The sequence below is a fragment of the Microbacterium sp. HA-8 genome, assembly GCF_046111165.1.
Taxonomy (GTDB): Bacteria; Actinomycetota; Actinomycetes; order Actinomycetales; family Microbacteriaceae; genus Microbacterium.
In genome coordinates this window covers 857,293-883,358 of record NZ_CP162025.1, presented here as the reverse complement: position 1 = coordinate 883,358, position 26,066 = coordinate 857,293, and the positions used below count along the sequence as shown (strand labels likewise).

The window sequence follows — 26,066 nt, the reverse complement described above, 5'->3', positions numbered from 1 at the left end:
AGCACGACCGCCGGTGGCCGCGCCCGCCGCGGGCCGCACCCACGGGCGAGAGGATTGACGTTCACCGGCGGCATCGGGCTGATCGCGTGCGGCGTGATCGGGATGCTGCGCTACAGCCTGCTGGGCACGCCCGGCGCCGGCCAGATCCTGGGTCTGACGTGCGACATCCTCTACGCGCTCGGGGTCGCGACGCTCGCGATCGGGCTCGCAACGGCTACCTCGCACTCGTTCTCCCGTTCGGCGCAGCCTGACTGCCGCGACGCAGATCGCGCGGGCCGGTGTCGTCCGGGCGCCGTGGAAGTGGGCACCGCTGTGGGCGCTCGCGTTGAGCGTGGCCGCGTGGGTCGCGCCGCAGCTCGCCTTCAAAGAGCGCCCCCAGACCGCCCCGTCCGCCCGAGCAGGATCAGAACTAACCACACGTTTCCGAACCCCGAACGCCACTCGCGTTCACAGCCGCGTCATATACGGGTGCTACCGTCGAATGAGAAGGTCCTCATATACCAGGACGCATCCCAGGCACAGAACGCGGAAGCCCCCAGCCACGTGAGCGCACGAGACATCGGTACGGAGACGGAGCCCATCGCGGCTCCGCGCACCGACGCCACCGCACACGATCTCGGCTTCGGCCCCGAGCCCCGCTACCACCGCACCGCACCCATCGAGCTCCCTGACGACGGCGCCCTGAGCCTGTCGAAGGGCGAGACCGATGACCGCGCCCTGAGCCCGTCGAAGCGCGAAACCCCCGCCGACACACCCCCCAAGGGCCGCCAGTCGCTCACCGGCCCCATCAAGATCGCCCCGAAGCAGAAGAACTGGCGCCGCCGCTACGCCCGCTTCCTCGCGATCAGCGACGCGCTCGTGCTCATCTGGGTGGTCTTCGGCACGCAGCTAGCCTGGCTCGGTCTCGACGCCGACGTCGTCACCCGCGAAAGCTCGGTCATCGGCGACCTCGCCTACTGGATCTTCTCCAGCGCCCTCATCGTGCTGTGGATGACCGTGCTCGCCCTCAACGACACCCGCAGCCACCGCGTCATCGGCAACGGTTCGCAGGAGTACAAGCGCATCTTCGACGCCAGCTTCGTGCTGTTCGGCGCGATCGCGATCGTCGCGTTCCTCTTCCAGATCGACGTGGCGCGCGGCTTCCTGCTCATCTCCCTGCCACTGGGCATCCTCTTCCTCTTCTTCGAGCGCTGGCTGTGGCGCCAGTGGCTGATGGTCAAGCGCGCGCAGGGTCAGTACGCCGCCCGGGTGCTGCTCGTCGGGTCCGAGGATTCCGTGGCCCAGGTCGCTCGAGAGCTCGAGCGCTCGTGGAGCGCCGGCTACGCCGTAGTGGGATGCTGCGTACCGACCGGTCGCATCGCCGCAACGATCGAGGGAACCGACATTCCCATCATGGGCAGCGTGAACGCCATCGACCGGGCTCTCAACGTGACCCAGGCCGACACGGTCGTCGTGACGAGCACTGACGATCTGCCGCCCGACAAGGTCAAGCAGATCTCGTGGAGCCTCGAGGCCGGCCGCCAGCACCTCGTGCTCGCCCCGAGCATCGCGGATATCGCAGGCCCGCGCATCCACACGCGCCCGGTTTCGGGCCTGCCCCTCATCCACGTCGAGACCCCGCGCTTCAGCAAGGGTCAGCGCGTCGTCAAGCGCGCGACCGACCTCATCCTCAGCAGCGTCGGCCTCATCGTTCTGAGCCCTCTCCTCGTCGCCCTGGCGATCATTGTCAAGACGACGAGCCCGGGCGAGGTCCTGTTCCGCCAGACGCGCGTGGGCTACGCCGGCACCACGTTCACCATGCTCAAGTTCCGCTCCATGGTGCAGAACGCCGAAGCGCTACTCCCGGAACTTCAAGAGCAGCGTGACGCCGGAAACGAGATTCTCTTCAAAATGACCAACGACCCGCGGATCACGCGCGTGGGTCGCTTCATGCGCAAGTACAGTCTCGACGAACTGCCCCAGCTGCTCAACGTCTTCGCAGGGTCGATGTCGCTCGTGGGCCCCCGCCCGCCACTTGAATCGGAAGTCGAGCAATACGCCGACCATGTCCACCGCCGTTTCTTGGTGAAGCCAGGCGTCACCGGGCTGTGGCAGGTAAGCGGCCGTTCCGCCCTGTCTTGGGATGAGTCAGTCCGGCTCGATCTTTCTTACGTAGAGAACTGGTCTCTGTTGAACGACGTGCTCATTCTGGCAAAGACAGGTAAGGCCGTGCTGGTGCCAGGTTCCACCGCGCACTAGTTGCGCGGCCAGGACGCCTGCTAGGGACAAGAGCGTGGATGATTCGAGTTCGCTTCGCAACCGCTCGACAGTATCGATTCGTAGCCTCCACCTTGTCCGTCTTAGGGTGAGACGGTGACTTCGCAGGCCGCTTCCTCGCGTCGCGCGAGGCGCGGCGGGTCGCGCGCGCGCAGAGCCCGCGCCGGACGCATCACCGCGATCACCCTCGGCACCCTCCTCATCGCCGCCATCGCCGCCACCGCCTGGATCGCCTCCCGCGCCCTGGCAGCCACCGAACACCTCACCACCGCACAGACCCTCGCCGGCGACATCCAGAACACCCTCACCACCGACCCCACCGCAGCCACCACCACCGCCACCCGCCTCACCGAGCACACCGCCGCCGCCCGCGCCGCCACCGACGACCCCCTCTACACCGCCGCCACACGCCTGCCCTGGATCGGCCCCCAACTCCACGCCCTCGCCACCATCACCACCTCCCTCGACGACCTCACAGCCGACGGGCTCACCCCCCTCCTCGATGTCGCCGCAGACCTCGACCCCGCAGCCTTCGCCCCGCGGGAGGGTCGCATCGACCTCGAACCCCTCACCCGGATGCAGGACCCCGCCGCGACCGCGGCCACCGCCGCCGCTGAGGCCGCAGCATCCCTGCACACCCTCGACACGACCACCCTCATCGGCGCGCTCGCCGCCCCCGTCACCCAGGCCCAGACGCTGCTCGACACCGTCGCCGACGGCACCGACGCCCTGCACCGCGCCACCGTTCTGCTGCCCCGCGTCCTCGGCCAGAACGAACCCCGCGACTACCTCATCCTGTTCCAGAACAACGCCGAATGGCGCTCCCTCGGCGGCATCCCCGGCGCCGTCGTCGTCGTCCACACCGACAACGGCACCCTCACCCTCACCGGGCAGGACACCGCCGGCAACCTGCCGCAGCCGCCGCAGTCGATCCTGCCCCTGCCCGCGGACGTCCAGAGCCTCTACGGCGACGACCCCGGCAGGTTCATGCAGAACGTGACCCAGGTGCCCGACTTCACCGTCTCGGCGCAGCTCGCCCGCGAGATCTGGTACCAGGGACACGGCCAGCAGGTCGACGGCGTCATCGCCCTCGACCCCGTCGCCCTCTCCTATCTGCTCGCCGCGACAGGACCCGTCACCCTGCCCACCGGCGACGTCCTCACGAGCGAGAACGCCGTGCAGCTGCTGCTCAACGAGGTCTACTACCGCTACGAGCTTCCTGCCGAGCAAGATGCATTCTTCGCTTCTGCGGCTTCAGCGGTATTCGGCGCCCTGACCACCGCGCAGGCTGATCCCGTTTCGTTGGTCGGGGGACTGGCACGCGCGGGGACAGAAAATCGTTTGCTGATCTGGAGTGACGCTGACGATGAACAGTCTGTACTCGATAACACCTCCCTTCAAGGGCGCCTGCCCGTCACAGACGAAAGCGCAACTCGATTCGGCGTCTACGTGAATGACGGCACCAGTTCCAAAATGGACTACTACGCACGTCTGGAAACATCGACGGCGTGGTGCCGCGTATACGCCCCCGGACAAGCTGCGGCTGCTTTGCGAGTGACCCTCCGCAGCGACGCTCCTGCTGACGCGGCCACATCCTTGCCAGGGCACATCACGGGGTACGGCACCTACTATCCCATGGGCCTCACGCGCGTATTCACATATGTCTACCTCCCCAGGGGTTCGACACTAATCTCGGAAGCGGTCACTGTCGGCACCCTGGGCCCTGGGTCCCACGACGGCTTGCAGGTGGTCACATGGATAACCGACCTCTGGCCCGGAGAGAAGGCGACTCTAGATCTCCTCGTGCAGGCGCCATTGACAGAGGAACTCGAAGTTGTGGCCACACCCACTCTCGGCACCAGCTCGACCCAACCAGAAGCGAAATGCGGCTAAGAGCGGGCCACTCGAGCAACGCGCCCAAGCACTGGCGCCACATGAGCGCAGCATCTCGACGTCTGCTCAGATTCGTTCGGAGGAGGACATTAAGGGGTCTGCTCCCAGGAAGAGATCGTAGCCGCGCAGTCACATCGTTGTCGTAGTCGCGCACAGAATCGCACCGAGTTAGAGATAATCCGTGATCGTCACCGCATGCTTCGAGCAGTCCTGATTCTCTTCGACCGCATCACTGAGTCCTCAACCATGCAAGCGTCGCCTCGATTCCCTCATCCGAAGAATAGGGAAGGTCACCCGCAATTTCACTCAACTCTGAGGAATCATGAATCATAGGTGTCAAGAGATTAGCCAATCTGAAGCTCGTCAGGGGCACGTGTTTCACCCCACACCGAGCTGCGATATCTCCCGCCCCTGCGACAGCTCGCATCAGGGGGTACGGCACGGCCCGCAAAGGAGCCAGGCCAGCCTTCTGACGAATCATCTCAGCGAACGCGCGCACTTCAATCGGCTCATAATCGCTTAAGTAGAAAGTTCGCCCCTCCACTTGCGAGAGCGGCGCAGTGAGGAGCGCGATAATCTGATGGACAGCGTTGCCGACGTAGCCGAACGACTTCTCTACGGGCTTCTTAGAAATATGAACGTAAGTCCCTCGTAGTACATTGTCGAAGAAGTCGCGGTAAGGGACACCAAACCATGGACCCCATATGGACGTCGGCCTTAAGATCACCCAGGGCTTTCGACAGTGAGCACGCACAATACGCTCACCCTCCACCTTGCTCTGCCCATACAGGTTGGGCGGGCAGTAGTCCGTGTCGGAGGATGGCTGGTACCCGATCTCGCAGACTAGCCTGCTGGATGCGAAAATCACACGTCGAATAGAGTCAATCTGATTCGCGACCTCCACTACATGCTTTACGCCAGAAGTGTTAACGTCGTAATCCTCGATCTTAAGCCCGTGAAGGTCGGTTCTCGCTCCCAAATGGATCAAGTAATGGGGCGCGAAGTCAGCGAGTTCTCGGGTGAGAGTCTCGCGATCGCGAACATCAACCTGCCTCCAGAATCTCGTGTGACCTTCATTCCGCGGCGGCGTGGCATCAAGGTTGACCACTTCCGTATTCGGGTCAAGGCTGAGAACAGCCACGAGGTTAGTGCCAATGAAACCAGACCCACCCGTGATTGCTATTCTTCGAGAATCGTCAAACGGCTTACCCATCACGTAGCGCTTCCTTTCAGCAGCGACGCAAGTACGTCATCATCTAACCGAGCGACACGTTCCGGATCGTAGAGCGCCGCCGCGGCGGCGGACCGCGCGCCCGCCTCGGCCAGGGCGGCCGCTCCGGCGCTGTCCGACAACGTGCCCATGAGATCACCGAGGGCTTCGACGTCATCCACCGCAACGACAAACGCAACCCCCTCACGATGCAAGTCTGCGGAGATGTAGACCTCGTCAGACAGAATCGACGGAAGTGAATGATGAAGTGCCTCAACCGGCGCAAGTCCAAAATTCTCGTTGTCGCTGTGAAGTAGAAATACGTCGGACCCCGCGAAGGCGTCACTGCGCTCAGCGCCTATTAGGAAGCCCGTACGAATTACAGCTTCATTGCGCGGCAAAGATCGGAGACGCTCGTCGATCACTCGCTCGAACTCAGCCTCGCCCGAGCCAGCCAGGACCAGAAATGCGCGCCGATGAAAAGTAGCATGGGCGAAGGCATTCATGATTCTCTCGATGCCCTTCTTTGCGTCGAGTCGCCCTAGAAACAGAAAAACAAGATCATCATCAGCGAATCCGTACGTTGCTCTGAAGCGTGAACGACTACCGACTGGATCAACTCTGGGCACAGCCAAAGGCGTCACAGCCTTGGACGGCTTAGCCCCGAACGTATCGACCCGATCCGCCTCCATCTCCGCGGTTAGCCAGATCCCGTTTGATCGACTAAGCATCTTTCGAAACAAGGGGCTGAGCAAACGCTTTGTTTTCCCATGCTTTCGAAGGTCATAGGGATCCAGGGAGCCGTGGGGTCTCACAACATAGGGCACACCCAGGGCCGCCGCCATACGGGCAGCCTCGATCGCTGGATAAGAGAAGACCTCGTGGATAACCACCAGATCAAAATTGGACAAACTGGCGCGCAGCCATGCCGACAATGGACGCGAGTAGCCATAAACGCCGGGAAACGTGCGTGGCAAAAGATGCAGTTCCACGCCGGGGGCGCGTTCGCCGACAAACGTCAGGTCCTCGCCCGGCGTCGTAGTCGCGACAATAGAAGTCGAATGACCGGAATAGGCGGTCCCACTGGCGTTATTGACCATGGCCGTCACCGATCCTCCCATTCGACGGTCCACTGACGCCTTCACATGCAGTATCCGCAAGTCAGCCCCCCATGCCCTTCTGAGTCTCTCATGAAGCTCGTCGTATTCTTCCAACGTACGCGACCCACCAACCGCCGGCCGACAGTGCGCTGGCGGCGAAGAAGCTCCACAGGGCTGCGGATAGTCCGCCGACTGCAAAGCCCAAGACGACCGCTGCAACCGTCAGGGGTGCGACAAACATCCGCACCCTCAGCGCGACATCTGACGCCCCCATCGCTCGAAGGCCTGTGGTTGCCCCCATCGCTACAGCGGCCGCAGCCGCCGCCAACGCCAATGCTGGCACGAGGTCGACGATCTGTGTCCACGACCTCCCAAAGAATAGTTCGCCCAGCTCAGATGGAATCAGTACTACAACCAGCAGAACCGCCACCATCAGTGCTGCTCCTACAGCTCCGAAGGTCAACGCGTACCACCTCGCCCGCTTCTCGAAATTGGCCGCACCCCTCAGTATCGACAGTTCTTTCAGCAGCACGACGCTCCCGGCCATTAGCAGAACGTTCACAACACCCAGCATTGTCTGACTCCCACGCACACCGCCCGCCTGCGGCAACGATGATGCGGCGGAAAGAACAAGAATTGTTAGCTGGGAGGCACCACTCATCAGCAAATAGTCAGCAACATAGTGCGCGCCGAAACGCCTATTTGCGATGAGATAAGCCCGCACATCGCTTATGGCGCGCCATGCTTTGCACGCCACCAATGATGCGACTCCTAGGCACGCACCCACAGCCCCCCAACAGGCATATATTCCGAGCGGCGAGAGATAGTGCGGCCACATGACTCCAGCGGTGAGAACCACCAAGGAGCCAAGAAGCCATGAGGAGTCCAGGACAAGAGCCCCCCAAGGGCGATCTCGCGCCAGCCTAAAGTATCGAGTCGCGTCCAGCGCTGCGATCAGCGGGTAGGTGACTGCGAGCACCAGGAGAAACTTGGCGACGGACCCCTGCAGGAGCGCCGCGACAACAAGGATCATGGTGGAGCATATCGAGCCCAGCAGTAGAGCCACCAAGAGACTACTGCGCGCGTACGCGAGCGCGCGCTCAGCCCAGTCCTTCGAAAAGACGATTACAACCTCGCCTGATCCCGCCCTTACTACACCCTGGCAGACAAGAAAGATTCCAATGGCGACTGAGTACTCGCCGAACTCGGAAGGAGTGGCGATACGAGCGACAGACACAGTAGTCACCAAGACGGTGAGGCTTAGAGCCATCTGGTCAGCGATCGTGACGAGGTATTTCACACCCGCCACCGAGACCGCGAGACGCTCGTAGCTCGTCGCGAACTAGGCCTGATGTCCAGCGCTAGAAACAGAATCACGAGAATCGGCAGACCGAGTCTTAGCGGCAGCAGTGCTAGCTCTGTGGTGTCTGCACGGATCACTGACATGAGTCCAGCGACGGCAGCGAAACCGAGCACAACAAGCTGTTTACGCGCACCTATTCGTGTAGCAGCTACGCTCACGCCTCGCACTAGCAAGCCCGCGATGAAGCCTACCGCTCCGTACCCAACAACCGCGACGGCTGCTCCGCCAACCAAGTAGAGATCGCCGAGCGACGATATTGCAATGTTTCCCCCACTGGCAGCAAGGGACGGGCGCACGATCTCAGTGAAATATGTTGTGGAGCGAACCGGCTTCTCATCCAGCAAGCCGGACGGCACAGGCGCCAGAAGGAACGCGGCGACTCCCTCCATCCCTCGGGGAGGAAGAGCGGAAGTATTCTGCATCAGGATTATGCTGAATGCGTCAAAAACAGCCGCCTCGTCGCCCGATAGTACGAACTCGGGCAGTGACACAATTGTATCCCAGAAGTCCGACTGAGATACCGTTCCGGTGGCTTCAGCGGCCGCCGCATCCCGGACTCCCACGCGAATACCAACAAATGCTATGACCGCAACCAACACCGGCACTAGAGCATACCTGAGTAGTGGCCGGCGCAACGCAGCACTAGTACATAGTATTGCTGCGACCGGGAGGAGGTTTCGGTAAATTAGGTCAGCCCTGCTGCCTGTTAGGAAATCAAATCCGAACGCTGGCAACCACAGAATGACAGCCATCAAAGCGAGCTTCCGAGGTGACCTCACTTTCGCGCTAAGGCGATCCGCTAGCCAGAAGAGGAAGCCAAACTTGTAAGCCTGCAGGACAAAAATAAGATACTGTTCGCCCGCATACAAATCCGCACGCAGGCTCAGGGCGATTCGCAAGTCCCCGAAATCCTGCATCGACTTTAGTACAACATATGCTGCTCCAGCGAACGATATGAAGAATAGCACCAATAGGCGCAGACCGTACGTTCTGCGCCCGCGTAGCAGTCGACAATAGACTCGCGACATGCCCAGTGTAGGTGCAGTCGAATACAAAATGGAGAAAGTAGCGAGGGCAATGAGCACGATAAGCGAGGTCGTGATCATGCCAGAGTAGCCGAAGCCTATTTCGTACCTGCCCATTTGATGGGTTCCAAGCTCGCCGCTTCCCATTATATACAATGGTCGACCCACATATACCAGACCCAAATAGCCAAACAGCAAAACGGAAGGATTGAACAACCCCAGTCTGGAAGCGTCGGTAGCCGCCTGCGCAGCCATCCCCACGAGCAATGCCCCTGTCGCTGCAATTAGTACACTTAGTGTGAACGCCCCCGCGGAAGGGTCGATGATGACTCCCACGAGCAGGATGCCTGCGAACGCTGCGAAGGACCACAGCGTCGTCGTCATGGCGCGGCCGCTTTTCGAGCTTGACAAACTGAGATCGCGCATTCTCGAATCGGGGGCGAGAGGCCTATATGGCATTGAGTAGAGCCCTTGCGTAGCGGGCGCGCTCGACTAGAGGCGCGAGGGCATTGTCATTCGCGTCCTGCCACTCCGCTCGGCCTTGCCGAATGGACTGCGCCACCCGCTTCTGCACCCTGTCGGCACTCACGTCGAGCGGTAAGCCCGGACGCCCAAGTTCGGCAGAAAATGTCTCAAGTTTGCGGTTGCGATTCAGGCACAGCCATGGTGTGCCCTGGGTGGCAGCCAATATCAAAGGATGCATGCGAGCGCTCGTGACATGGTCGACACCCGCAAAGGTTTCGATGAGTTCGCGTTTATCGAATTGCCTCAATGGCATCACGTGAACTCGACCATGGTGAAATACTGCTTTTTGCAGGAGACGCGGATCGTAGCTCTCTTGATGCTCCATCGCCTGCACGAGAAGCGTCCCCCCAATACGCTCAGCTACCCCGATGAGCGCCGCGGCTATCGTGTCGACATAGTCGGTTGAGACACGATGGTCATCGGCCGGCGCAAAGAGCAAAAGCGGACCGTCAGGGAGATTCTCTCGTTTCAGTAGCGCTGCGCGAGCCTCGAGGTGACTGACCCGTTCGAGGTCATAAACGGGATCAGCAGTCAAGAACAGCGGCGCATCCGGCGCTAATTTCCTGAGGTACTCGTACGAGCGTGGATCTCGTATTGCGACAAAGCGGGCGCCGTTCAGTAAAGAACGCAGCATTCTACGCCCGACTGTCGACTTTATCTCCTCCGCACCGACCGAATAGATGCAGTAGTCGATCCCGTTCTTCCGTGCATGCCGCATTGTTAGCCACGCGTTTGCAAGATGCCCCCATAGAGGATTGTGAAACCTCCCCTCGGCCAACTGCTCGCCTCCCGCCAACACCAATAGATCGAATCGATCAAGTCTGCGAAGGGCGCTGAATCTTCGATGCTTTACATTGATTTGCTCCACTGCGCGGACTCCGTGCACCTCAGCCGTCAGGCTAGGGTGACTGGACATGGCGCTCGGACTCCAGCCCGCGTCAGAAAGCACCTCCAGCACAGTGCTCAAGATGAGCTCATCTCCCAGGTTCTCGCCGCCATGCGGCCCTACTGTGAGTGCGCTTCGCTCCCGCGACATCACGCGCCTCTTGGTGGCAGCCGCAAGTTCGCCCGTGGAGACGATTGCGCTTTGAGGGTTGACGCTTGCGGATTCACACGACTCCTCTGACCGTTTACCTCTACGAAACCAGTCCCACGATAGTGTCACTGATATGCCGCGATCTTCCCCACGCGTCACGGTCCTCGGACTGAACTACCCCCCTGAGCACACCGGAATCTCCCCATACACCGGTGCGATGGCCAGAGGGTTGGCTCGCCGTGGCTACGCGACACGCGTCCTCACGGCGCACCCACATTATCCAGACTGGAAAGTTCGCCCAGGTTACGGGCAGTGGTCGCGCAGGGAACGCGTCGACGGAGTCGAGCTGCATCGTCTGCGTCATTACGTACCGAACCGGCCCATCGGGCTGCGCCGGCTGGCCTCCGAGATCTCGTTCGGCGCGCGCCTGCACGCCACCAGATGGCACGCCCCCGACGCGATCGTCGCCGTCTCGCCGGCGCTCATCTCGTCGGCGATCGCCGCTCAGCGCGCGAAGATGCTGCACCGCAACGTGCCACTGATCGTCTGGGTGCAAGACCTCTACAGCCTGGGTCTCTCCGAGACCGGCCAGGGAGGCGGCGCGGTGCTCGCGATGATGCAGAAGCTCGAGGGCTGGCTGCTACGCAACGCCGATCGGGTCGTCGTCATCCACGACCGGTTCGCCACCCGCGTGCACGAGGACTTCGGCGTGCCCCGCGAACGCATCGAGGTCATCCGCAACTGGACGCACCTGCCGCCGGCGCCCGCTATCGACGTGGATGCTGCGCGCAGCCAGTTCGGGTGGGGCGACGAGACCGTCGTGCTCCACGCCGGCAACATGGGCGTCAAGCAGGGGCTCGACAACGTCGTGAACGCGGCCGAGCTCGCCTCGCAGCGCGGCGCCGACGTGCGGTTCGTGCTGCTCGGCGGGGGCGCCGAACGTGAGCGCCTGCAGGGCATGGGCGCCGGCGTCCCCAATCTGCAGTTCATGTCGTCGCTCGACGACGCCCAGTTCGCCGCGGCGCTCGGGTCGGCCGATGTGCTGCTCGTGAACGAGAAGGCCGGCGTGTCGGAGATGGCCGTGCCGAGCAAGCTGACCTCGTACTTCTCGGCCGGGCGGCCCGTCGTCGCCGCGACCGACCCGACCGGCATCACCGCCGACGAGGTGCGCGCCGCCGGCGCGGGCGTCGTCGTGCCGGCCGGCAAACCCGCCTCTCTGCTCGACACCATCGTCGAGCTGGGAGGCGACGCCGACCGCTGCACGCGGCTGGGCGCAAGCGGCCGCCGGTACCGCGAAACAGTGCTCGACGAAGAGGCTGCCATCGACAAGTTCAGCGACCTGCTCACGAGCCTGACGGCTCGCGAACCGGTGGCTGCAGCATCCCCCTCTTGACGCCCTTCGCCACCTCGCAGAAAACAGGGAGTACCACTTGACCAAGCGCGCACTCATCACCGGAATCACCGGACAGGACGGGTCTTACCTGACCGAACTGCTGCTGTCGAAGGGCTACGAGGTGCACGGCCTGATCCGCCGCGCCTCGACCTTCAACACGTCGCGGATCGACCACCTGTACGTCGACCCGCACGACCCCGCGGCCAAGCTCTTTCTGCACTACGGCGACCTGTCGGACGGCGCGCGCCTGGTGACCCTGATGGCGGAGATCAACCCCGACGAGGTCTACAACCTGGCCGCCCAGTCGCACGTGCGCGTCTCGTTCGACGAGCCCGAGCACACGGCCGACACGACCGGCACCGGCACCATTCGCCTGCTCGAGGCCGTGCGCCTGTCGGGCATCAAGACGCGCTTCTACCAGGCGTCGTCGTCGGAGCTCTACGGCGCCACTCCCCCGCCGCAGAGCGAAACCACGCCGTTCTATCCGCGCTCGCCCTACGCCGCCGCCAAGCTCTACAGCTTCTGGATCACCAAGAACTACCGCGAGGCGTACGACATGTTCGCGGTCAACGGCATCCTGTTCAACCACGAGTCGCCGCGCCGCGGTGAGACCTTCGTGACGCGCAAGATCACGCGGGCCGTGGCGCGCATCGCGGCGGGCGTGCAGAAGGATCTGTACCTCGGCAACCTCGAGTCGATCCGCGACTGGGGCTACGCCGCCGAGTATGTCGAGGGCATGTGGCGCATGCTGCAGGCCGACACCCCCGACGACTACGTGCTGGCCACCGGCGTCGGGTACACGATCAAGGACTTCCTTGCCGCGTCGTTCGGACACGTCGGGCTGGATTGGGAGAAGTTTGTGAAGTTCGACGAGCGCTACCTGCGGCCCACCGAGGTCGACGCGCTGATCGGCGACCCGTCGAAGGCGGCAGCTGAGCTGGGGTGGGTGCCGACCGTCGACGGGCTGCAGCTGGCTCGCCTGATGGTGGATGCCGATGTCGAAGCCCTGTCGCACGAGGGCCGCCCGTGGACCGACACCGTGTCGCTCGCGTCGTGGGGGGCCCGCTGATGGCATTCGAACCCGGTGAGCTGGATCGCGACGCCGTCTTCTACGTCGCGGGACACCGCGGGCTCGTGGGGTCGGCGATCTGGCGGCGGCTGTCGGCGGCCGGCTTCACGCGGCTGGTGGGTGAGCCGTCGTCGGCGCTGGATCTGAAGGATCGCGACGCTGTTTTCGAGTACTTCGAGCGTGTGCGTCCGCGGTATGTGGTGTTGGCGGCGGCGAAGGTCGGCGGCATCCTGGCGAACTCGACCTACCCCGTCGACTTTCTGAGCGACAACATGCGCATCCAGGTGAACGTGCTGGATGCTGCCCTGTCGGTCGGGGTGGAGCGCCTGCTGTTTCTCGGGTCGTCGTGCATCTACCCGAAGTTCGCCGAACAGCCGATCCGTGAGGACTCGCTGCTGACCGGTCACCTCGAGGAGACCAACGACGCGTATGCGATCGCGAAGATCGCCGGCATCCTGCACGTGCAATCGGTGCGCCGCCAGTACGGGCTGCCGTGGATCTCGGCCATGCCCACCAACCTGTACGGGCCGAACGACAACTTCTCGCCTCAGGGGTCGCACGTGTTGCCGGCTCTGATTCGGCGGTATGACGAGGCGCGCGCTGCTGGTTTGGGGACGGTGACCAACTGGGGCACCGGGACGCCGCGCCGCGAGTTCTTGCACGCCGACGACATGGCCGACGCGTGCCTGCACCTGCTCGAGCACTACGACGGTCCCGCGCAGGTCAACGTCGGCACCGGCTCGGACGTGACGATCGCGGAGATCGCTTCTGTGATCGCCTCGGTGGTGGGTTTCTCGGGGGCTACCGAATGGGATACGTCTAAGCCGGACGGGACGCCACAGAAGCTGCTGGACGTGTCGCTGCTGGCGTCGGCGGGGTGGCGGTCTTCGATCTCGCTGGAACAGGGGCTGGAGCGGACCGTGGCTTGGTATCGCGAGCACGTGGGGGAATTGCGGGGGTAGGGCTGCGGGCTCGTACGTTGGGCGAGCGGAGCTCGATGCAGCGCGGGGCGCTGGGTGACAGCATCCATGCCGTTGCGAATGCCACTTGAGAGTTTCGCCGCGCTGCGGGCGGGTCTGCGGATGTCGGGGGCGGCTGAGACGCTTCTACCGATTGGAGGGAGTGTCCACAATGGATCCATCACTGCGGCTGAGGGTGGGTGAGTTCGCGACGGTGCTCGCCGGCGTGGTACTCGGCGTCGTGGGTCTATTCACGTCGGGCAATGTCGCGCTCATCATCCTCTCCGCCGGACTCGTCGTGATCGCGCTCGCATCTCTCACAGGGAGTGCGCTGCTGGTCGTCGCTCATGAGCGAGAAAAGCGCGCCGCACGCGCCAATGCGCGATGGTCTCGCGCGATGCGGCACGTCTCAGACATCGCGCTAACAATCGCTGACATCCGCGCAAGCGAGAACGCCGATGGCGAAACCCCTCTCGTTCGAGCGGGCAAGGCCTGCGCGGCACTCGGTACGGCATTCACCGCCGTCACCGGCAGCCAATGCCGAGTCTCGGTCAAGGAGTTGTACGTGGCCGAAGGACTGGGCAACGAACCGGCTGTTCGCACCCTCGTCTATCCGACGACGCTGTCATCGCCTGATCCCCGTGATGCGGATCTGGTGCGTGACAACACCGACTTCGCAGAAATCGTCGAGGGCGCAACCAACTTCTTTTCGAACGACTTGGTCGCCGACATCCAGAGCGGCTACCGCAACAGTCATTGGACCTCTGCGAAGATGCGAGAGTGGACCGCGAACGGCGAATACCCGTACCGCTCAACCATTGTGCTCCCGGTCAACGCGAGGGTGGAGAATGGAGCCACATCACAAGGTCCATTCGATACGGTGGGCTTCTTGTGCGTCGACAGTGTGGACGCTGACGTGTTCGACCGAGCTCATGACCTTGCTGTCGCCGAGATCATTGCGCGGATGCTCTACATCGTGTGGCCGCTGCTGACGGCCCCCACTTCACCCCGGACGGATTGACATGAACGAACCAGTCTCGACCGACGAAGCCGAGCGCGGATTCACCGTCGAGGTCGACCACGAACACGGGTACGCAGAGATCCGCTCACTCACACATCCCGGAATCGTCCACCGCGTGCGGCTGGGGCCATCGACGGCTCGGGCGGTCGCCGCGCGCGGCTGAACCCGCGCGTTGGCGGGCGGCACGGACCACTGCGGAATGTTGTCGTGCGGATCGCGGGGCCGGGTGACAGCATCCACGTCGTTGGCCGTTGCGAATGCCGCGGCAGAATCGAAGGATGACCTCGAGCCGACTCGTTGACCTTTGGCCCGCCGCAGGTGTGCGCGTGCGCGCGGGCGACCTGGAGATGCGCTGGATCGACGACGAGCTCGCGGTGGATCTTGCGTTGCTTGCGGGCAAGGGCGTCCACGACCGAAGCTCGATGCCCTTCGGCCACCCCTGGACTCGAGGCACCGAACGCGAGGTCGCTCGAAACATGCTCACCTATCAGTGGGCAGCTCGCTCGCGAGTGGGAGCTGAGGGGCTGACCCTGGAGCTCGGGGTGCTCGTCGGCGGCGAGGCCGTCGGGATTCAGAGCGCGTCCGGTGACAACTGGTCTGTGCTGCGGGAGGTGGAGACCGGATCCTGGCTGGGTCGCACCCACCAGGGGATGGGCATCGGCCGACGCATGCGCGCTCTGATGCTGCACTTCTGCTTCGACGCGCTGGGCGCCGAGAGCGTCGTGTCGACGGCATTCACCGACAATGCGGCGTCGAATGCGGTATCGCGCCGCACCGGCTATGAGGTCGACGGAATCCAGCGGGTTGTACGGGAGGGTGCTGCAGCAACTCAGACCCGATATCGCCTGGACCGCGACCGCTGGGCGACCGTGCGCGCCGCCAACCGGGAGATTCTCGGCGCTGATGTCGAGGTCACGGGGGTCGACGCACTGCTCGCGGATCTGCGGGCGGGCGGGGTGGATTCTTAGGGCCTGCGGGTTGGCGGGTTGGGTTGCGGGGCGGGGCGGGTTGGCGGGCACAAGCGCGTCTGCGTTGGCGTCGCGCGGTGCAGGGTGACAGCATCCACTCTGCGAATGCCACTTCGCGGTTGCGGTGGGCGTGGGCTGTGGGGCGTGGGCTGTGCGTCAGCCGAGCGCGACGATGAGCGATAGAACAGCAAGCAGGGCGGCGACCGGGGTCATGGTGAAGCGCTCCTTGCGGCTGCGGGAGAGGGCGTTCATCAGGATGCCGAGCGCGAAGTAGGCCGTGACGATCCAGGCGGCGATGGCGACCGCGGGTTGCGGGATCGGTGCGGGGGCTGCGCCGGCGCGGGCGAGGATGATCCAGCCGATGAGCGCGTAGACGAGGATCGAGACCGCGCTGCCGATGCGTTTGCGGCGCGGCAGCACGCGGTCGGCACCGCCCCAGGCGAATTCACCGAGCGGAGCGCCGAGGACGAGCGCAAGCTCGAAGAGGGCGAGCGCGCCGAGGATCGCGGTGAGCGCGATCGCGGCGAGGGTTGTGGTTGGCGTTGCCGTGGCGGTGGCTGCGGTGGCGGTGGTTGCGGTGGTTGCGACGGCGGCGACTGCTGCGGCTGCGGCTGCGGCTGCGGGCATGGCGGCGGTCACCTGCGAAACGTAGCAGTGGTGGCGACTTGGGCCGTGGGTGGCGAGGGCTGCCGCGGGATCGCGCGCGATCCCTTGCCCTCGGCGAGCGGGTCGGGTCGGGTCGGGTAGGAGAGCGGGGACAGCGGGCGGGATGGGCGAGCGGGCGGGGTGGGCGAGCGGACGGGCGGGGTGGGGTGCCGAGTAGGGTGGCGCGAGAGTTGGCGATGGAACACCGGACCGGTGCGCGGCTGGGCTGAGGCGGCTTTCGAAAATGAGAGATGTCTAACCCAGAAAGTTCTCGGATCGGGGCTGTCGAGGGTCGATTTCCCGGGGTCAATGTCGGAGGCCCGGCGTAGAGTCTCGAACATGAATACGAAGCCCGGCGGTGACGCACACGACGACAACGTCGACGGCGTCGACGCCGTGGCGGCGGGGTTGGCCGCGGAGTACGCGGCCGCGGTGTCCGCTATTGCTACGGCAGAAGCCCACGCGATGAGCGTGCTGGCGCGGGCGCAGGCGGTCGGGTTAGAACGGGTCGCGGAGATCCCCCGCTCCGCGGGCCGTGAAGCCGAACTCCCGTTGCGGGCCCTCGCCGCGGAGCTGGGGGCGTGTGCGCGGCAACCGGACCGGTCGGTGCAGCGGCGGATGAACGACGCACATACATTGGTGACGCGCTTCGCGGCGTCGTTTGAGGCGCTGGCCGCGGGTGTCGTGTCGGTCGGGCATGTGCGGTCGATCGTGGAACACGGGGTCAAGCTCACCGACCCGGAGGTTCGGGCCGCGTTCGAGGTCGAGGCGTTAGAGCGGGCGGCGTCGACCACGCCGGGGCGGCTCGGACCGCAACTCGCACGACTCGTGGAGCAGGTGCAGCCGACGACGTTCGCGGAGCGGCACAAGGTCGCGCGCAAGAGCGGCGGGGTGTGGGTGCGGGACGTCGAAGACGGGATGACCGAGCTCCTGCTGCGGGGACCCGCGGTGCCGGTGCACGGCATCCACGACATGATCACCCACATCGCCCGCGACGTCCTCAACACCGCACACGCCGCCGAAACCGCGGACGCGGCTGAAGCCGCGGAGGCCGGGGCTCATGAGGAGTCCGACGCCGAGGGTGAAGGTGAAGGTGACGAGGTCCCGGTGGATTCTCGGACCCTGGATCAGGTGCGTGCGGACGTGCTCATGGAGATGGTCCTCACCCACCGGATCGACACCGAGACCGGTGAAGGACTCGGCGACGGACACGGCGGGCTCGCGTCGATCCGGGCGACGGTCAACGTCACCGTCCCGGCCCTCGCACTCGCGGGGGTGACCGACGACCCCGCAGAACTCGTCGGGCGGGCACCCATCGACCTCGACACCGCAAGGATCCTCGCGAAATCCGTCCCCGGATGGGAACGGGTACTCGCCGATCCGATCACCGGCGGGGTCCTCGCCGTCGACAGGTACACAAGATCCGCGGATCTGACCAGGCACTTGAGGGTGCGGGATCCGCACTGCAGATTCCCCGGATGCCGTATGCCCACGCACCGCTGTGACGTCGACCACGGGCAGGACTTCGCCCTCGGCGGGGCCACCGATCATCGAAATCTCTGCGCGCTGTGTCGACGACATCATGTGCTGAAGGGCGAGACGCCCTGGCGCGTGAAGCATCATCCGGGCGGGGTGATCGAGTGGATATCCCCCGGCGGACTCCACTACGTCGACACGCCACCCCCGGTCACCGTCGGATTCGTTCCCGACGTTGAGGATGCGCCCTTCTGATCGCGGCCTCGAGGACGCACCCTTCTGAATCGCGGCCTCACGGACGCGCCGTTCTGATCGCGACGTCGAGGATGCGCCCTTCTGATCGCGACCTCGAGGACGCGCCGCACTAATCGCCTCGGGCCGGGTCCGAACTCGGCGCGAGTTCGCCCACGGTGTGCAGCGCGAGACGCTCCGACTCAATGTCGCGGCTTCAAGCGAGGTCGGGGCGATTCGGGCCGAAGCCCTCCGTGCGCTTCTTCTCCTTCTCGACGGGATCGGCAGACATGTCGGGGGTGAAGGACGTGTCGTCCGCGTCGGAATGCTGGGATTCGGGATCGGGAATCGGCTTCTTTTCATTCATGAGCCCCATCGGATCAAAGTCCAGACCGATCGTCACCCGCCTTGACATTGCTGCCAGCATCCATCACGACCCCCGGTGCACGGCGGACGCGGTTGCGCCTGCACAGCCGACTTTGTTGACTTGATCGGTATGGACAGAGAAAAGCCTCCGATCGAGCCCGGACCCGAACCCGACACCTCAGGCGCCGGGGTGCCCGATGACACCGACGAACGACACGGCACCGGACAGCACGAAACGCCCATGCTGGATGACGACGGCGACGTCGTCCATGAAACACCGCAGTAGCCGGTCACGAGCGTGTCTGGCAGATGTTGCGGTGTCACAGAACTTCGCCCAGCGCCGCCCGCTGCAGTTCGCGATACGCCTCGGCTACTGCTTCGGCGAGCTCTCGCACCCCCGGGGTCACTGTCGGATCCGTGCAGAACCCGATGCCCATCTGATCGGAATGCGAGATCGCAGCAATGCGCAGGGCATGATGCGGTGCGGGCTCCGACGAGGAGAACAAGCCCTCTACGCGGCGCCCACTCACGGCGACCGGCACGCGCGAACCAGGCACGTTCGAGATCGCGACGCTGAACTCGCGGGACGTGTCGGCGATCCTGTGGGCGACAGCATCCACCAGCGGCACCGCTCCGAGGGCGTGGAACAGGTCGTACAGCAGCGCCGCATCATCCGCCTGCTTCTCCACACGGGTCCGCGCACTGATGAGATCGAGGCGCTGCAGCGGATCGTGTGCCCCGATCTGGAGATCCACATTGAGGAACGAGTCCCGGTTGCCCGCGGTCCCAGGGTCTTCGTCGCGGCGATGCATGCTCACCGGAACCTGCGCGTGCAGATCGAGCCCGCTCGCGCCATCGCCGAGCCAGGTCCGCAGCCCCCCGGCGACGGCCGCGAGCAGCACATCGTTGACGGTCGCGTGCTCGGGTCGAGACGCGCCAATCGCCCGGAGGGCGTCGAGCGGCATCGTCGCGAACGCCAGCTCGCGCGCACCCGTGACCGGCCGATCGAACGGCGAGCGCGAACCGGGATGACCCAGCTCTCGGGCGATCGCGGCGGCGAATCGCGCCCAGTCCCCTGCCCCGAGCGTCGGCGACGGCGCGGGCCGGGAGTCGGACGCCACGGAACGGGAGATACCGGCGCGTGCGGGGGTGTCATGCGGGTCGAGCAGGATCGCCTCGAGGAACCGCATCCCCGCGATCCCGTCGACCATGGCATGGTGCATCCTCGCCGCGATCGCCTCCCTACCATCGGCGAGCGGCCCGATGACATCCAGCGTCCAGAGCGGACGGGATCGGTCGAGATGCTCCGACATGAGTTCGCTCACGACGCGACACAGATCCTCGGACGTGGTGCACTCGGTGCCAGCGCGTCGCCGCACGTGTGCGGCGACGTCTACCCCGTCCACCGCCTCCCAGCGCGGCCGCTCGCCCGCGGCTCCCGCCACCACCCGCTCGAGCCCGCGAGGTGCATCCACGAGTCGAGCTTGCACCGACGCGCGCAGCGCCTCCAAATCGATCGGGGTCCCGGGACTCAGAACCATGAGCTTCAGCGTGTGGCCCGTGAGGACAGATGACTCCAGAGCGAGGATGCGGGCGTCGTCGGCAGACAGGAAGTCTCCGTCATCCGTCATGGCGTCAGCGTATCGGCGCTGGCTGTTGTGCCCGAGGATGCCCACTATGTCGCGGCTTCAGGCGAGGTCGGAGCGATTCGCCATGCTGAATGACGTCGGCGACGTCGTTCGCGAAACACCGCAGGAGTCGGCCCGCGCGGTGACGGTGCCTACTGCTCCAGGTCTCCAGCGGGATCCGGCCGCGGATCGACACCGAAGGCTCGCCGATAGTGGCGCACGAGACCCTGCTGCGTGAAGCCCCACCGGGCCGCGACATCCCCCAACGTCATCTCCCCTGGCGCCGCCTTCGACATCTGCCGGCGCGCAGCCTCCAGCCGCATGCGCCGGATGCAGGCGCGCGGGCTCTCCGCGGGTGAGGCGTGCTGCGAGAAGATCTGCCCGAGTCGCATGGACGAGACGCCCGCTGCGACGGCGACATCCTCGACCGTGATCGGAAGCCCGGCATTCTCCTCGATGAACGCCACCGCCACCCGATACGAGACCGCGGCGCCGCGCGAGGTCACGGAACGACGGGGCGTGGAGATCGGGCGAGGACCATCGAACCCCAGGTGCAGATCGGGATTGTCGAACGCCCGCCTGGCCAGGCGCTCGAGTTCGCGGGTGTCGAAGCGAACGGCGCTCACCTGAACCCGATCGACGTGCACCTGCAGCGGAACATGGGGATGGAACAGGATCGGGTCGCGTCCCAGGTAGCCCCGTTCGTCATCGACCTGCCAGTGATATCGATCCGGTCCCGTAACCACCGTGAACCCGTCGACGATGCCGCTGACAGACAGCTCACCGCCGAGCAGGACCGAACCGATGGAGAATCGCCGGTCGCCGACCGTCGAGACGCCGTAGTCCACGGGGCCCCGGATACTGAGCCGCCCGTAGCTCTGACGCAGATGCTCCACCGCGGCGTCGGTATCGCTCGTGCGGAAATCGACCTCGATCTGGCCGTCCATTGATTCACCCCCTAAGGAAGCAGGATGTGTCCATTCTGGTGGGCGCGGGCGCGGCGCAGATCAGCCGGCCGGTGTTGGTGACGGCTGCGGAGCCGGCGAGTACGTCACCGTCACCCGCATCGGCTCGGCGAGCACAATGACATCGGCGATCTCGGGACGAATGTTCAGGCGCCAGGCGCGGCATCCATCGGCGTTCGGGAGAGTCTGCACGACATAGGCATCGTCGACGACATCCGAGACGAGAACGAGATACCGCCCCTCCTCGTCGGCACAACCGCTCAGATCAGCCGAACCGGCGATCGCCGCCCACGCCTGCTCATCGGTCGGCGTGACGAACGCCACCTGCCCGATCTCGGCGGGCGGATCGCTCTCCGCCCGCGCGACGGTGGTGAACATGAACGCCACCGCGCCCAGCGTCGCCACCGCGACCGCCGCCCACAACGCGGGATTGTGCAGTCGCGCCTGCGTCTGCGAGAGCACATCCAGCTGCCGGATCGACGCGGCCCACTGCCGCAGATTGTCACGCTGCGCGATGCCATCCGCGAGCGCCTCGGCGGCGGGACCGCGGGATGCCGCATCGGCGACGCGCTCCTGCTCCTCGAGGAGCGGAATCAGCGCCTCCCAGTTCTTCAGCTGCGTGCGAAGCTCGGCGAGCGAGGAGATCCCCTCGGGCAGATACTCGCCCGGCGTCTTGGCGATCGCCGCCTGCGTGCGCGAACTGAGCGTCGACAACGTCACATAGATCGGCAGCGTCGCTCGAGTGACCATCAGGATCACGACGATGATCCCGCCCAGGCCGACGACCGCCGCGATGGCCGCCAGGATCGACTGCGCGTTGTCGCTCGGGTCTCCCCAGGTGAAGGGCAGACCCTTCAGCGCCGGGATGCCGCCGAAGATCGCTGCCGCGACCACACCGAGCGCCGTCGCAACCCACGTCGCGGCGTCGCGACTGGCCTTGATCGCCGCCGTCCACCTGTCGACGGACGGTGTGCCTGCCGTGGGGCTCGGGGCCGAGGTCGGAGCCGCCGCTGACGCGGGCGGCGCGGGCGTCGTCACTCGAGCCGACTGTCTGCGTCGAGCGGAGGCAGTCGCTTGTACGGGACGTTCGAGTCATCCCGCGTCGGATACCCGATGATCGGGCGCCAGACCGCGCCGGTCCACTCGTGCAGCACACCCGAGATCGTGCGCTTCTCGCCGACGCGGGTACCGGGTGAGAGGTCACTCATGCTCTGTCCTTGCGACGCTGCGGAGAACTGCCGGGCCTGCCACTGACGTGTGGGCGGGGCCGCCTGGAGCAAGGATCGCAACGTCTGGCCTGCGGGGCAAGGGGCGGGGGGGCCGGACCTTTCTTGGCGACAGGCCGCGATGCAGTGATCCGGTGACGTTATGCTCACGGGCATGCGAGACGGCGGGAGGCGGAGCACAGGGGAGGGATTTCCCCTCATCCCGCGCGGCGATAACCAACAAAGCATCACGGACGCCGTCGTCAGCGAACACCGTGACGACACGCTGGACCGCCCCGAGTCCTCCCCTCAAGGCACCGCCGGGCGGACGCTGGAGGGCGAAATCGACGAACCACTTCACGTGCGCGTGGTCGAATCGGACTCGTCGACAGCCTCCACAGGCGGGGTGCTCGCGCTTCTCCGCGACTCCACATCCGCGTGACCCTCCGTGCCCGACGAGGACGCACGTCGGCAGATGTTGAGTCCCGAAGACGTCGCGGCAGCTGTGCGCTTCGTCGCCACCAGTCCCGCGAGCGCCTGCGTCAATGAGCTCGTCATCACCCCGGTGAAGTCGAAGACGATGACCGTCGACGCCTAGGACGCTGCGCCCGGGTTCTCAGGCGGGGCGACCGAGCCACGCCACGAAACGACCCTCGGGATCGCGCTCGCTGCGGATCTCATCGAGGCGGGCGAGGTTCTCCGGCGCCATGAAGGGCATCGGCCGATTGATCAGATTCTCGTCGGCCAGCATCGTGAACGCCGCGTGCGGCTCCCACGCGCGCATGACATCGGTGGTCCAGCCCTTCATCGACGCGTCGTCGGCGGGATCATCCCACGCGGTGTAGAGCGCGTAACAGAAGTCACCCTTGAGCGAGAACGCCATCGACGGACGCTCGGGCGCACCGGGATAGCCATCCCAGTTGAACATCAGCAGATAGGTCGGCGCCGCCGGAATCGTCTGGATGAGGTGCTCGAGGTTGGGCAGCAGCTCGTCCGCACCGGCATCGCTCACGATGTTGTCGGCGATCCAGCGACGACTCTCGTTGGGCACCGCAGTGCTCTCGTCGAGCTCGTCGGCGCCGTGCTGGGTCAACTGGAAGGGCATCGCCGCGAGCGCCCGCGACCGAGCGGGACACTCCTCGAGAAAGGCCAGCTGCGCGCGGGCCTCCTCCTCCGTCTCGGCGTAGGCGAATCCGCCCAGCAGCACGACGGGCTCCCAATCGGCGATCTCGTGCCGCTGCACGATGACGCCGAGTTCGACGGGGGTGTCGCGACCGCGCTCGTTCGCGAAGCGGAAGACCTCTTCGGCCGCGGACGCCGGAAAGATGTAGCGGCTGTTCATCGTCACCGCCCGATGCGGGTACACGCGGAGATGGAACTTCGTGACCGCGGCGAAAAAGCCGGGGCCCGCCCCGCGCGCGGCCCAGAGCAGATCGGCGTTCTCGTTCTCGTCGGCATGGACCAGCTCGCCGTCGGCGGTGACCGCATCGATGCCGATCACCGACATGCACGCCGGTCCGAACTCGCGCCCCGCCCACCCGAAGCCGCCCTGCAGCAGATACCCGCCGATGCCGACCGCATAGTTGTGGCCGACGGGAAAGAAGAGGTCCTGCTCGCGCAGCATCGCGAGCACCTCGGATCCGCGGATGCCGGGCTGCACCGTCGCGGTCATCGACTCCTTGTCGATCTCGACCCCGCGAAGGTTCGACATGTCGATGAGCAGCGAATCGTCGCGCAGATGCGACCCCGACCAGCTGTGGCCGCCGGAGCGGATCGCGACCTGCAGACCCTCGACCTTGGCCAGACGCACCGCGGCGACGACATCCTCTTCGGAGCTTGCCAGCACGATGATCTCGGGAAACCTGTCGGGCACCCCCGCATGCCACACCGCACCGCGCCGCAGCGTCTCGTACGCCTCTCCCCCGCGGCGCAGGACGCGCCCGGTGATACCCGTCCTCGAAGGGATGAGATCGGCGCGGTCGGTGATCGTGGTCGGGTGTGGATTGTCGTTGCCCATGGGACTCCTGCGTCCGTCGTGTGCGCCGCGAATACGGCGGCGAAGACGGTAACACAGCCCTGCGGGCAATTCGGCTGTCGTGAGTTTGGCTATTGTCATTAGCTTTTTAGCTATGTACAGTAGCCCCATGACCCCACAGGATGACGCCGGAGCGCCGGTGACGAGATATCTCGAGACTGCCGACGGCAGGATCGCGTACGACGTGCAGGGGTCCGGCCCGCTCGTCGTGATGGTCCCGGGTATGGGCGAACTGCGCTCGTCCTACCGCTTCCTCGCGCCCGCGATCGCCGCCGCGGGCTACCGCGTCGTGACCACGGACCTGCGGGGTCACGGGGAGAGCGATGCCGGGTTCCCCTCGTACGGCGACGAGGCGACAGCATCCGACATCTCCGCCCTGATCGACGAGGTCGGACAGCGACGCGCGCCCGCCGTCATCGTCGGCAACTCGCTCGCGGCGGGAGCGGCAGTGATCGTGGCGGCGCGACATTCGGAGCGGGTGTCGGGGCTCGTGCTGGTGGGGCCGTTCGTGCGGAACCCGCCCGGAAACGCGGTGATGACGGCGATCTTCCGAGCGATGACGATGCCACTGTGGGCCGCGGCCGCGTGGCGGGCGTACATGCCGATGCTCTACGCGGGGCGCAAACCCGACGACTTCGACGCCTACCGCGCGGCCGTGCACGCGAGCATGCGACGACCCGCGTATCGCAAGGCGTTCTCTCTCACGACACGGCAAACCGACCACGCACCGGCCGCGGCGCGACTGGCCGAGGTGCAGGCGCCCGTGCTGGTGGTGATGGGCGAGCGGGATCCGGACTTCCCGGAACCCGCCGTCGAGGCGCACTGGGTCGCGGACGCGCTCGGTGGCCGGGTTGTGATGGTGCCGGATGCGGGACACTACCCGCAGGCGCAGCAGCCGGAGTCGAGCAGTCGCGCGGTGCTCGCGTTTCTGGCGGGGAGCGTGGCGGGTTCGGGCACCTCCGGGGCGGGTGCGCCGAGTGCCTAGGGCGGGACTCACGACCGACGTGGTGATCGAGCGAGCGGCTGAGCTGCTCGAGCGGGCGCCGGGGGCGGAGCTGACGCTCGCGGCGGTCGCGGGCAGCCTCGGGGTGCGGGCGCCGTCGCTGTACAAACACGTCGACGGGCTGCCGGGGCTGCGGCGGGGCATCATGCTGCGGGCGAAGCGCTCCTTAGGCGACGCGCTGGCGCAGGCCACGATCGGGCGGTCGGGCGCCGAGGCCGTGCGCGGCATCAGCGTCGCGTACCGGCAGTGGGCGCTGGCGAACCCCGCGCAGTACCCACTGACGATCGCGGCCGCCATCGAGGGGGATGCCGAGGACACTGCCGCCGGCGAGACCGCGCTGCGGGTGATCTACACCGTGCTCGCCGGCTACGGACTGGAGGGAGAAGACGCCGTGGACGCGACGCGGTTCCTTCGTGCGACCATCCACGGGTTCGTCAGCCTGGAGACGTCGGGCGCGTTTCGGTTGCCGGTCTCCATCGAATCTAGTTACGAACGGGTCGTGGAGAGCCTTGTCGTGGGGCTGGAGGCGTGGGGGCGGTAGGGGCCGGGGCTTGGGTGGGGGCTGCGAGGCTGGGGTGGGTACGGCATCCCGAACGGAGGGCAGGCGCGCGGCCCGGATGGAGCGTGGCCGAGAGCCGTTCCTGAGCCTGTCGAAGGGCCGGTGAAGATGAGAAAGGTCTAACCCAGAAACTTC

24 protein-coding genes are annotated in these 26,066 nt (G+C 65.4%); 12 read left to right on the top strand and 12 right to left on the bottom strand.

What is annotated here, in order from left to right; translation table 11 throughout:
• Positions 1-54: 54 nt before the first annotated feature.
• Both AB2L57_RS04210 and AB2L57_RS04205 read left to right on the top strand, forming a co-directional pair.
• Positions 55-2,238: a sugar transferase gene (locus tag AB2L57_RS04210; protein WP_409048156.1), complete on the top strand. Its 2,184-nt coding sequence runs from the start codon at positions 55-57 to the stop codon at positions 2,236-2,238.
• Between the two features lie 114 nt (positions 2,239-2,352).
• Complete coding sequence (locus AB2L57_RS04205) at positions 2,353-4,149, top strand: DUF4012 domain-containing protein (protein ID WP_409048155.1); 1,797 nt, start codon at positions 2,353-2,355, stop codon at positions 4,147-4,149.
• 229 nt (positions 4,150-4,378) lie between these two features.
• Here AB2L57_RS04205 and AB2L57_RS04200 read toward each other — a convergent pair whose 3' ends face one another.
• From AB2L57_RS04200 to AB2L57_RS04180, 5 genes are all read right to left on the bottom strand, one after another.
• Complete coding sequence (locus AB2L57_RS04200) at positions 4,379-5,362, bottom strand: NAD-dependent epimerase/dehydratase family protein (protein ID WP_409048674.1); 984 nt, start codon at positions 5,360-5,362, stop codon at positions 4,379-4,381.
• Positions 5,362-6,468 (bottom strand): glycosyltransferase, encoded by a 1,107-nt coding sequence (locus AB2L57_RS04195; protein ID WP_409048154.1) that lies wholly within the window; start codon positions 6,466-6,468, stop codon positions 5,362-5,364. Before AB2L57_RS04195 ends, AB2L57_RS04200 begins: the two co-directional genes overlap by 1 nt.
• 79 nt (positions 6,469-6,547) lie before the next feature.
• Positions 6,548-7,759, bottom strand: a complete 1,212-nt coding sequence (locus tag AB2L57_RS04190) for a hypothetical protein (protein WP_409048153.1) — start codon at positions 7,757-7,759, stop codon at positions 6,548-6,550.
• Positions 7,756-9,231, bottom strand: a complete 1,476-nt coding sequence (locus AB2L57_RS04185; protein ID WP_409048152.1) for a hypothetical protein — start codon at positions 9,229-9,231, stop codon at positions 7,756-7,758. The genes AB2L57_RS04190 and AB2L57_RS04185 overlap by 4 nt, the downstream gene beginning before the upstream one ends.
• 64 nt (positions 9,232-9,295) lie before the next feature.
• Positions 9,296-10,408: a polysaccharide pyruvyl transferase family protein gene (locus AB2L57_RS04180; RefSeq protein WP_409048151.1), complete on the bottom strand. Its 1,113-nt coding sequence runs from the start codon at positions 10,406-10,408 to the stop codon at positions 9,296-9,298.
• 133 nt (positions 10,409-10,541) lie between these two features.
• Between AB2L57_RS04180 and AB2L57_RS04175 the strand changes: the two genes are divergently transcribed.
• From AB2L57_RS04175 to AB2L57_RS04150, 6 genes are all read left to right on the top strand, one after another.
• Complete coding sequence (locus AB2L57_RS04175) at positions 10,542-11,801, top strand: glycosyltransferase (RefSeq protein ID WP_409048150.1); 1,260 nt, start codon at positions 10,542-10,544, stop codon at positions 11,799-11,801.
• A 37-nt stretch (positions 11,802-11,838) separates the two neighbouring features.
• Complete coding sequence (gene gmd, locus AB2L57_RS04170) at positions 11,839-12,870, top strand: GDP-mannose 4,6-dehydratase (protein ID WP_409048149.1); 1,032 nt, start codon at positions 11,839-11,841, stop codon at positions 12,868-12,870.
• Positions 12,870-13,832, top strand: coding sequence for a GDP-L-fucose synthase family protein (locus AB2L57_RS04165; protein WP_409048148.1), 963 nt, complete (start codon positions 12,870-12,872; stop codon positions 13,830-13,832). Before gmd ends, AB2L57_RS04165 begins: the two co-directional genes overlap by 1 nt.
• A gap of 169 nt (positions 13,833-14,001) precedes the next feature.
• The gene (locus AB2L57_RS04160; protein WP_409048147.1) at positions 14,002-14,850 is read left to right on the top strand and encodes a hypothetical protein; all 849 of its coding nucleotides are present in this window, start codon (positions 14,002-14,004) and stop codon (positions 14,848-14,850) included.
• Between the two features lies 1 nt (position 14,851).
• Complete coding sequence (locus AB2L57_RS04155; RefSeq protein WP_409048146.1) at positions 14,852-15,013, top strand: hypothetical protein; 162 nt, start codon at positions 14,852-14,854, stop codon at positions 15,011-15,013.
• 115 nt (positions 15,014-15,128) lie between these two features.
• Complete coding sequence (locus tag AB2L57_RS04150; RefSeq protein ID WP_409048145.1) at positions 15,129-15,818, top strand: GNAT family N-acetyltransferase; 690 nt, start codon at positions 15,129-15,131, stop codon at positions 15,816-15,818.
• 156 nt (positions 15,819-15,974) lie between these two features.
• On the opposite strand, the gene AB2L57_RS04145 is transcribed toward AB2L57_RS04150, so the two are convergent.
• Positions 15,975-16,457 (bottom strand): hypothetical protein, encoded by a 483-nt coding sequence (locus AB2L57_RS04145; RefSeq protein ID WP_409048144.1) that lies wholly within the window; start codon positions 16,455-16,457, stop codon positions 15,975-15,977.
• Positions 16,458-16,802: 345 nt separating this feature from the next.
• Between AB2L57_RS04145 and AB2L57_RS04140 the strand changes: the two genes are divergently transcribed.
• A complete protein-coding gene (locus AB2L57_RS04140; protein ID WP_409048143.1) occupies positions 16,803-18,194 on the top strand; it encodes a DUF222 domain-containing protein in 1,392 nt (463 codons plus the stop codon).
• 193 nt (positions 18,195-18,387) lie between these two features.
• Here the strand turns inward: AB2L57_RS04140 and AB2L57_RS04135 are convergent, their stop codons facing one another.
• The 5 genes from AB2L57_RS04135 to AB2L57_RS04115 all read right to left on the bottom strand — a co-directional run bounded on the left by AB2L57_RS04135 (position 18,388) and on the right by AB2L57_RS04115 (position 22,337).
• A complete protein-coding gene (locus AB2L57_RS04135; protein WP_292815485.1) occupies positions 18,388-18,537 on the bottom strand; it encodes a hypothetical protein in 150 nt (49 codons plus the stop codon).
• 319 nt (positions 18,538-18,856) lie between these two features.
• Complete coding sequence (locus AB2L57_RS04130; protein ID WP_409048142.1) at positions 18,857-20,167, bottom strand: wax ester/triacylglycerol synthase domain-containing protein; 1,311 nt, start codon at positions 20,165-20,167, stop codon at positions 18,857-18,859.
• 149 nt (positions 20,168-20,316) lie between these two features.
• Entirely contained in the window at positions 20,317-21,111 is a 795-nt protein-coding gene (locus tag AB2L57_RS04125; protein WP_292815478.1) for a helix-turn-helix domain-containing protein, read from the bottom strand.
• Between the two features lie 60 nt (positions 21,112-21,171).
• Positions 21,172-22,167 (bottom strand): hypothetical protein, encoded by a 996-nt coding sequence (locus tag AB2L57_RS04120; RefSeq protein WP_292815475.1) that lies wholly within the window; start codon positions 22,165-22,167, stop codon positions 21,172-21,174.
• Positions 22,164-22,337, bottom strand: a complete 174-nt coding sequence (locus AB2L57_RS04115) for a hypothetical protein (RefSeq protein ID WP_292815472.1) — start codon at positions 22,335-22,337, stop codon at positions 22,164-22,166. Before AB2L57_RS04115 ends, AB2L57_RS04120 begins: the two co-directional genes overlap by 4 nt.
• A gap of 472 nt (positions 22,338-22,809) precedes the next feature.
• Here AB2L57_RS04115 and AB2L57_RS04110 point away from each other — a divergent pair, with 472 nt between their 5' ends.
• Positions 22,810-22,932, top strand: a complete 123-nt coding sequence (locus AB2L57_RS04110) for a hypothetical protein (protein ID WP_409048141.1) — start codon at positions 22,810-22,812, stop codon at positions 22,930-22,932.
• Between the two features lie 18 nt (positions 22,933-22,950).
• Here AB2L57_RS04110 and AB2L57_RS04105 read toward each other — a convergent pair whose 3' ends face one another.
• Positions 22,951-24,351, bottom strand: a complete 1,401-nt coding sequence (locus tag AB2L57_RS04105) for an FAD-binding oxidoreductase (protein ID WP_292815733.1) — start codon at positions 24,349-24,351, stop codon at positions 22,951-22,953.
• A gap of 127 nt (positions 24,352-24,478) precedes the next feature.
• Here AB2L57_RS04105 and AB2L57_RS04100 point away from each other — a divergent pair, with 127 nt between their 5' ends.
• Together AB2L57_RS04100 and AB2L57_RS04095 are read left to right on the top strand one after the other, a co-directional pair.
• Positions 24,479-25,354 carry an alpha/beta fold hydrolase gene (locus AB2L57_RS04100; protein WP_292815730.1) on the top strand — a complete coding sequence of 292 codons (876 nt, stop codon included), beginning with the start codon at positions 24,479-24,481 and terminating at the stop codon, positions 25,352-25,354.
• Positions 25,347-25,913: a TetR/AcrR family transcriptional regulator gene (locus AB2L57_RS04095; RefSeq protein WP_292815727.1), complete on the top strand. Its 567-nt coding sequence runs from the start codon at positions 25,347-25,349 to the stop codon at positions 25,911-25,913. Before AB2L57_RS04100 ends, AB2L57_RS04095 begins: the two co-directional genes overlap by 8 nt.
• Positions 25,914-26,066 lie beyond the last annotated feature (153 nt).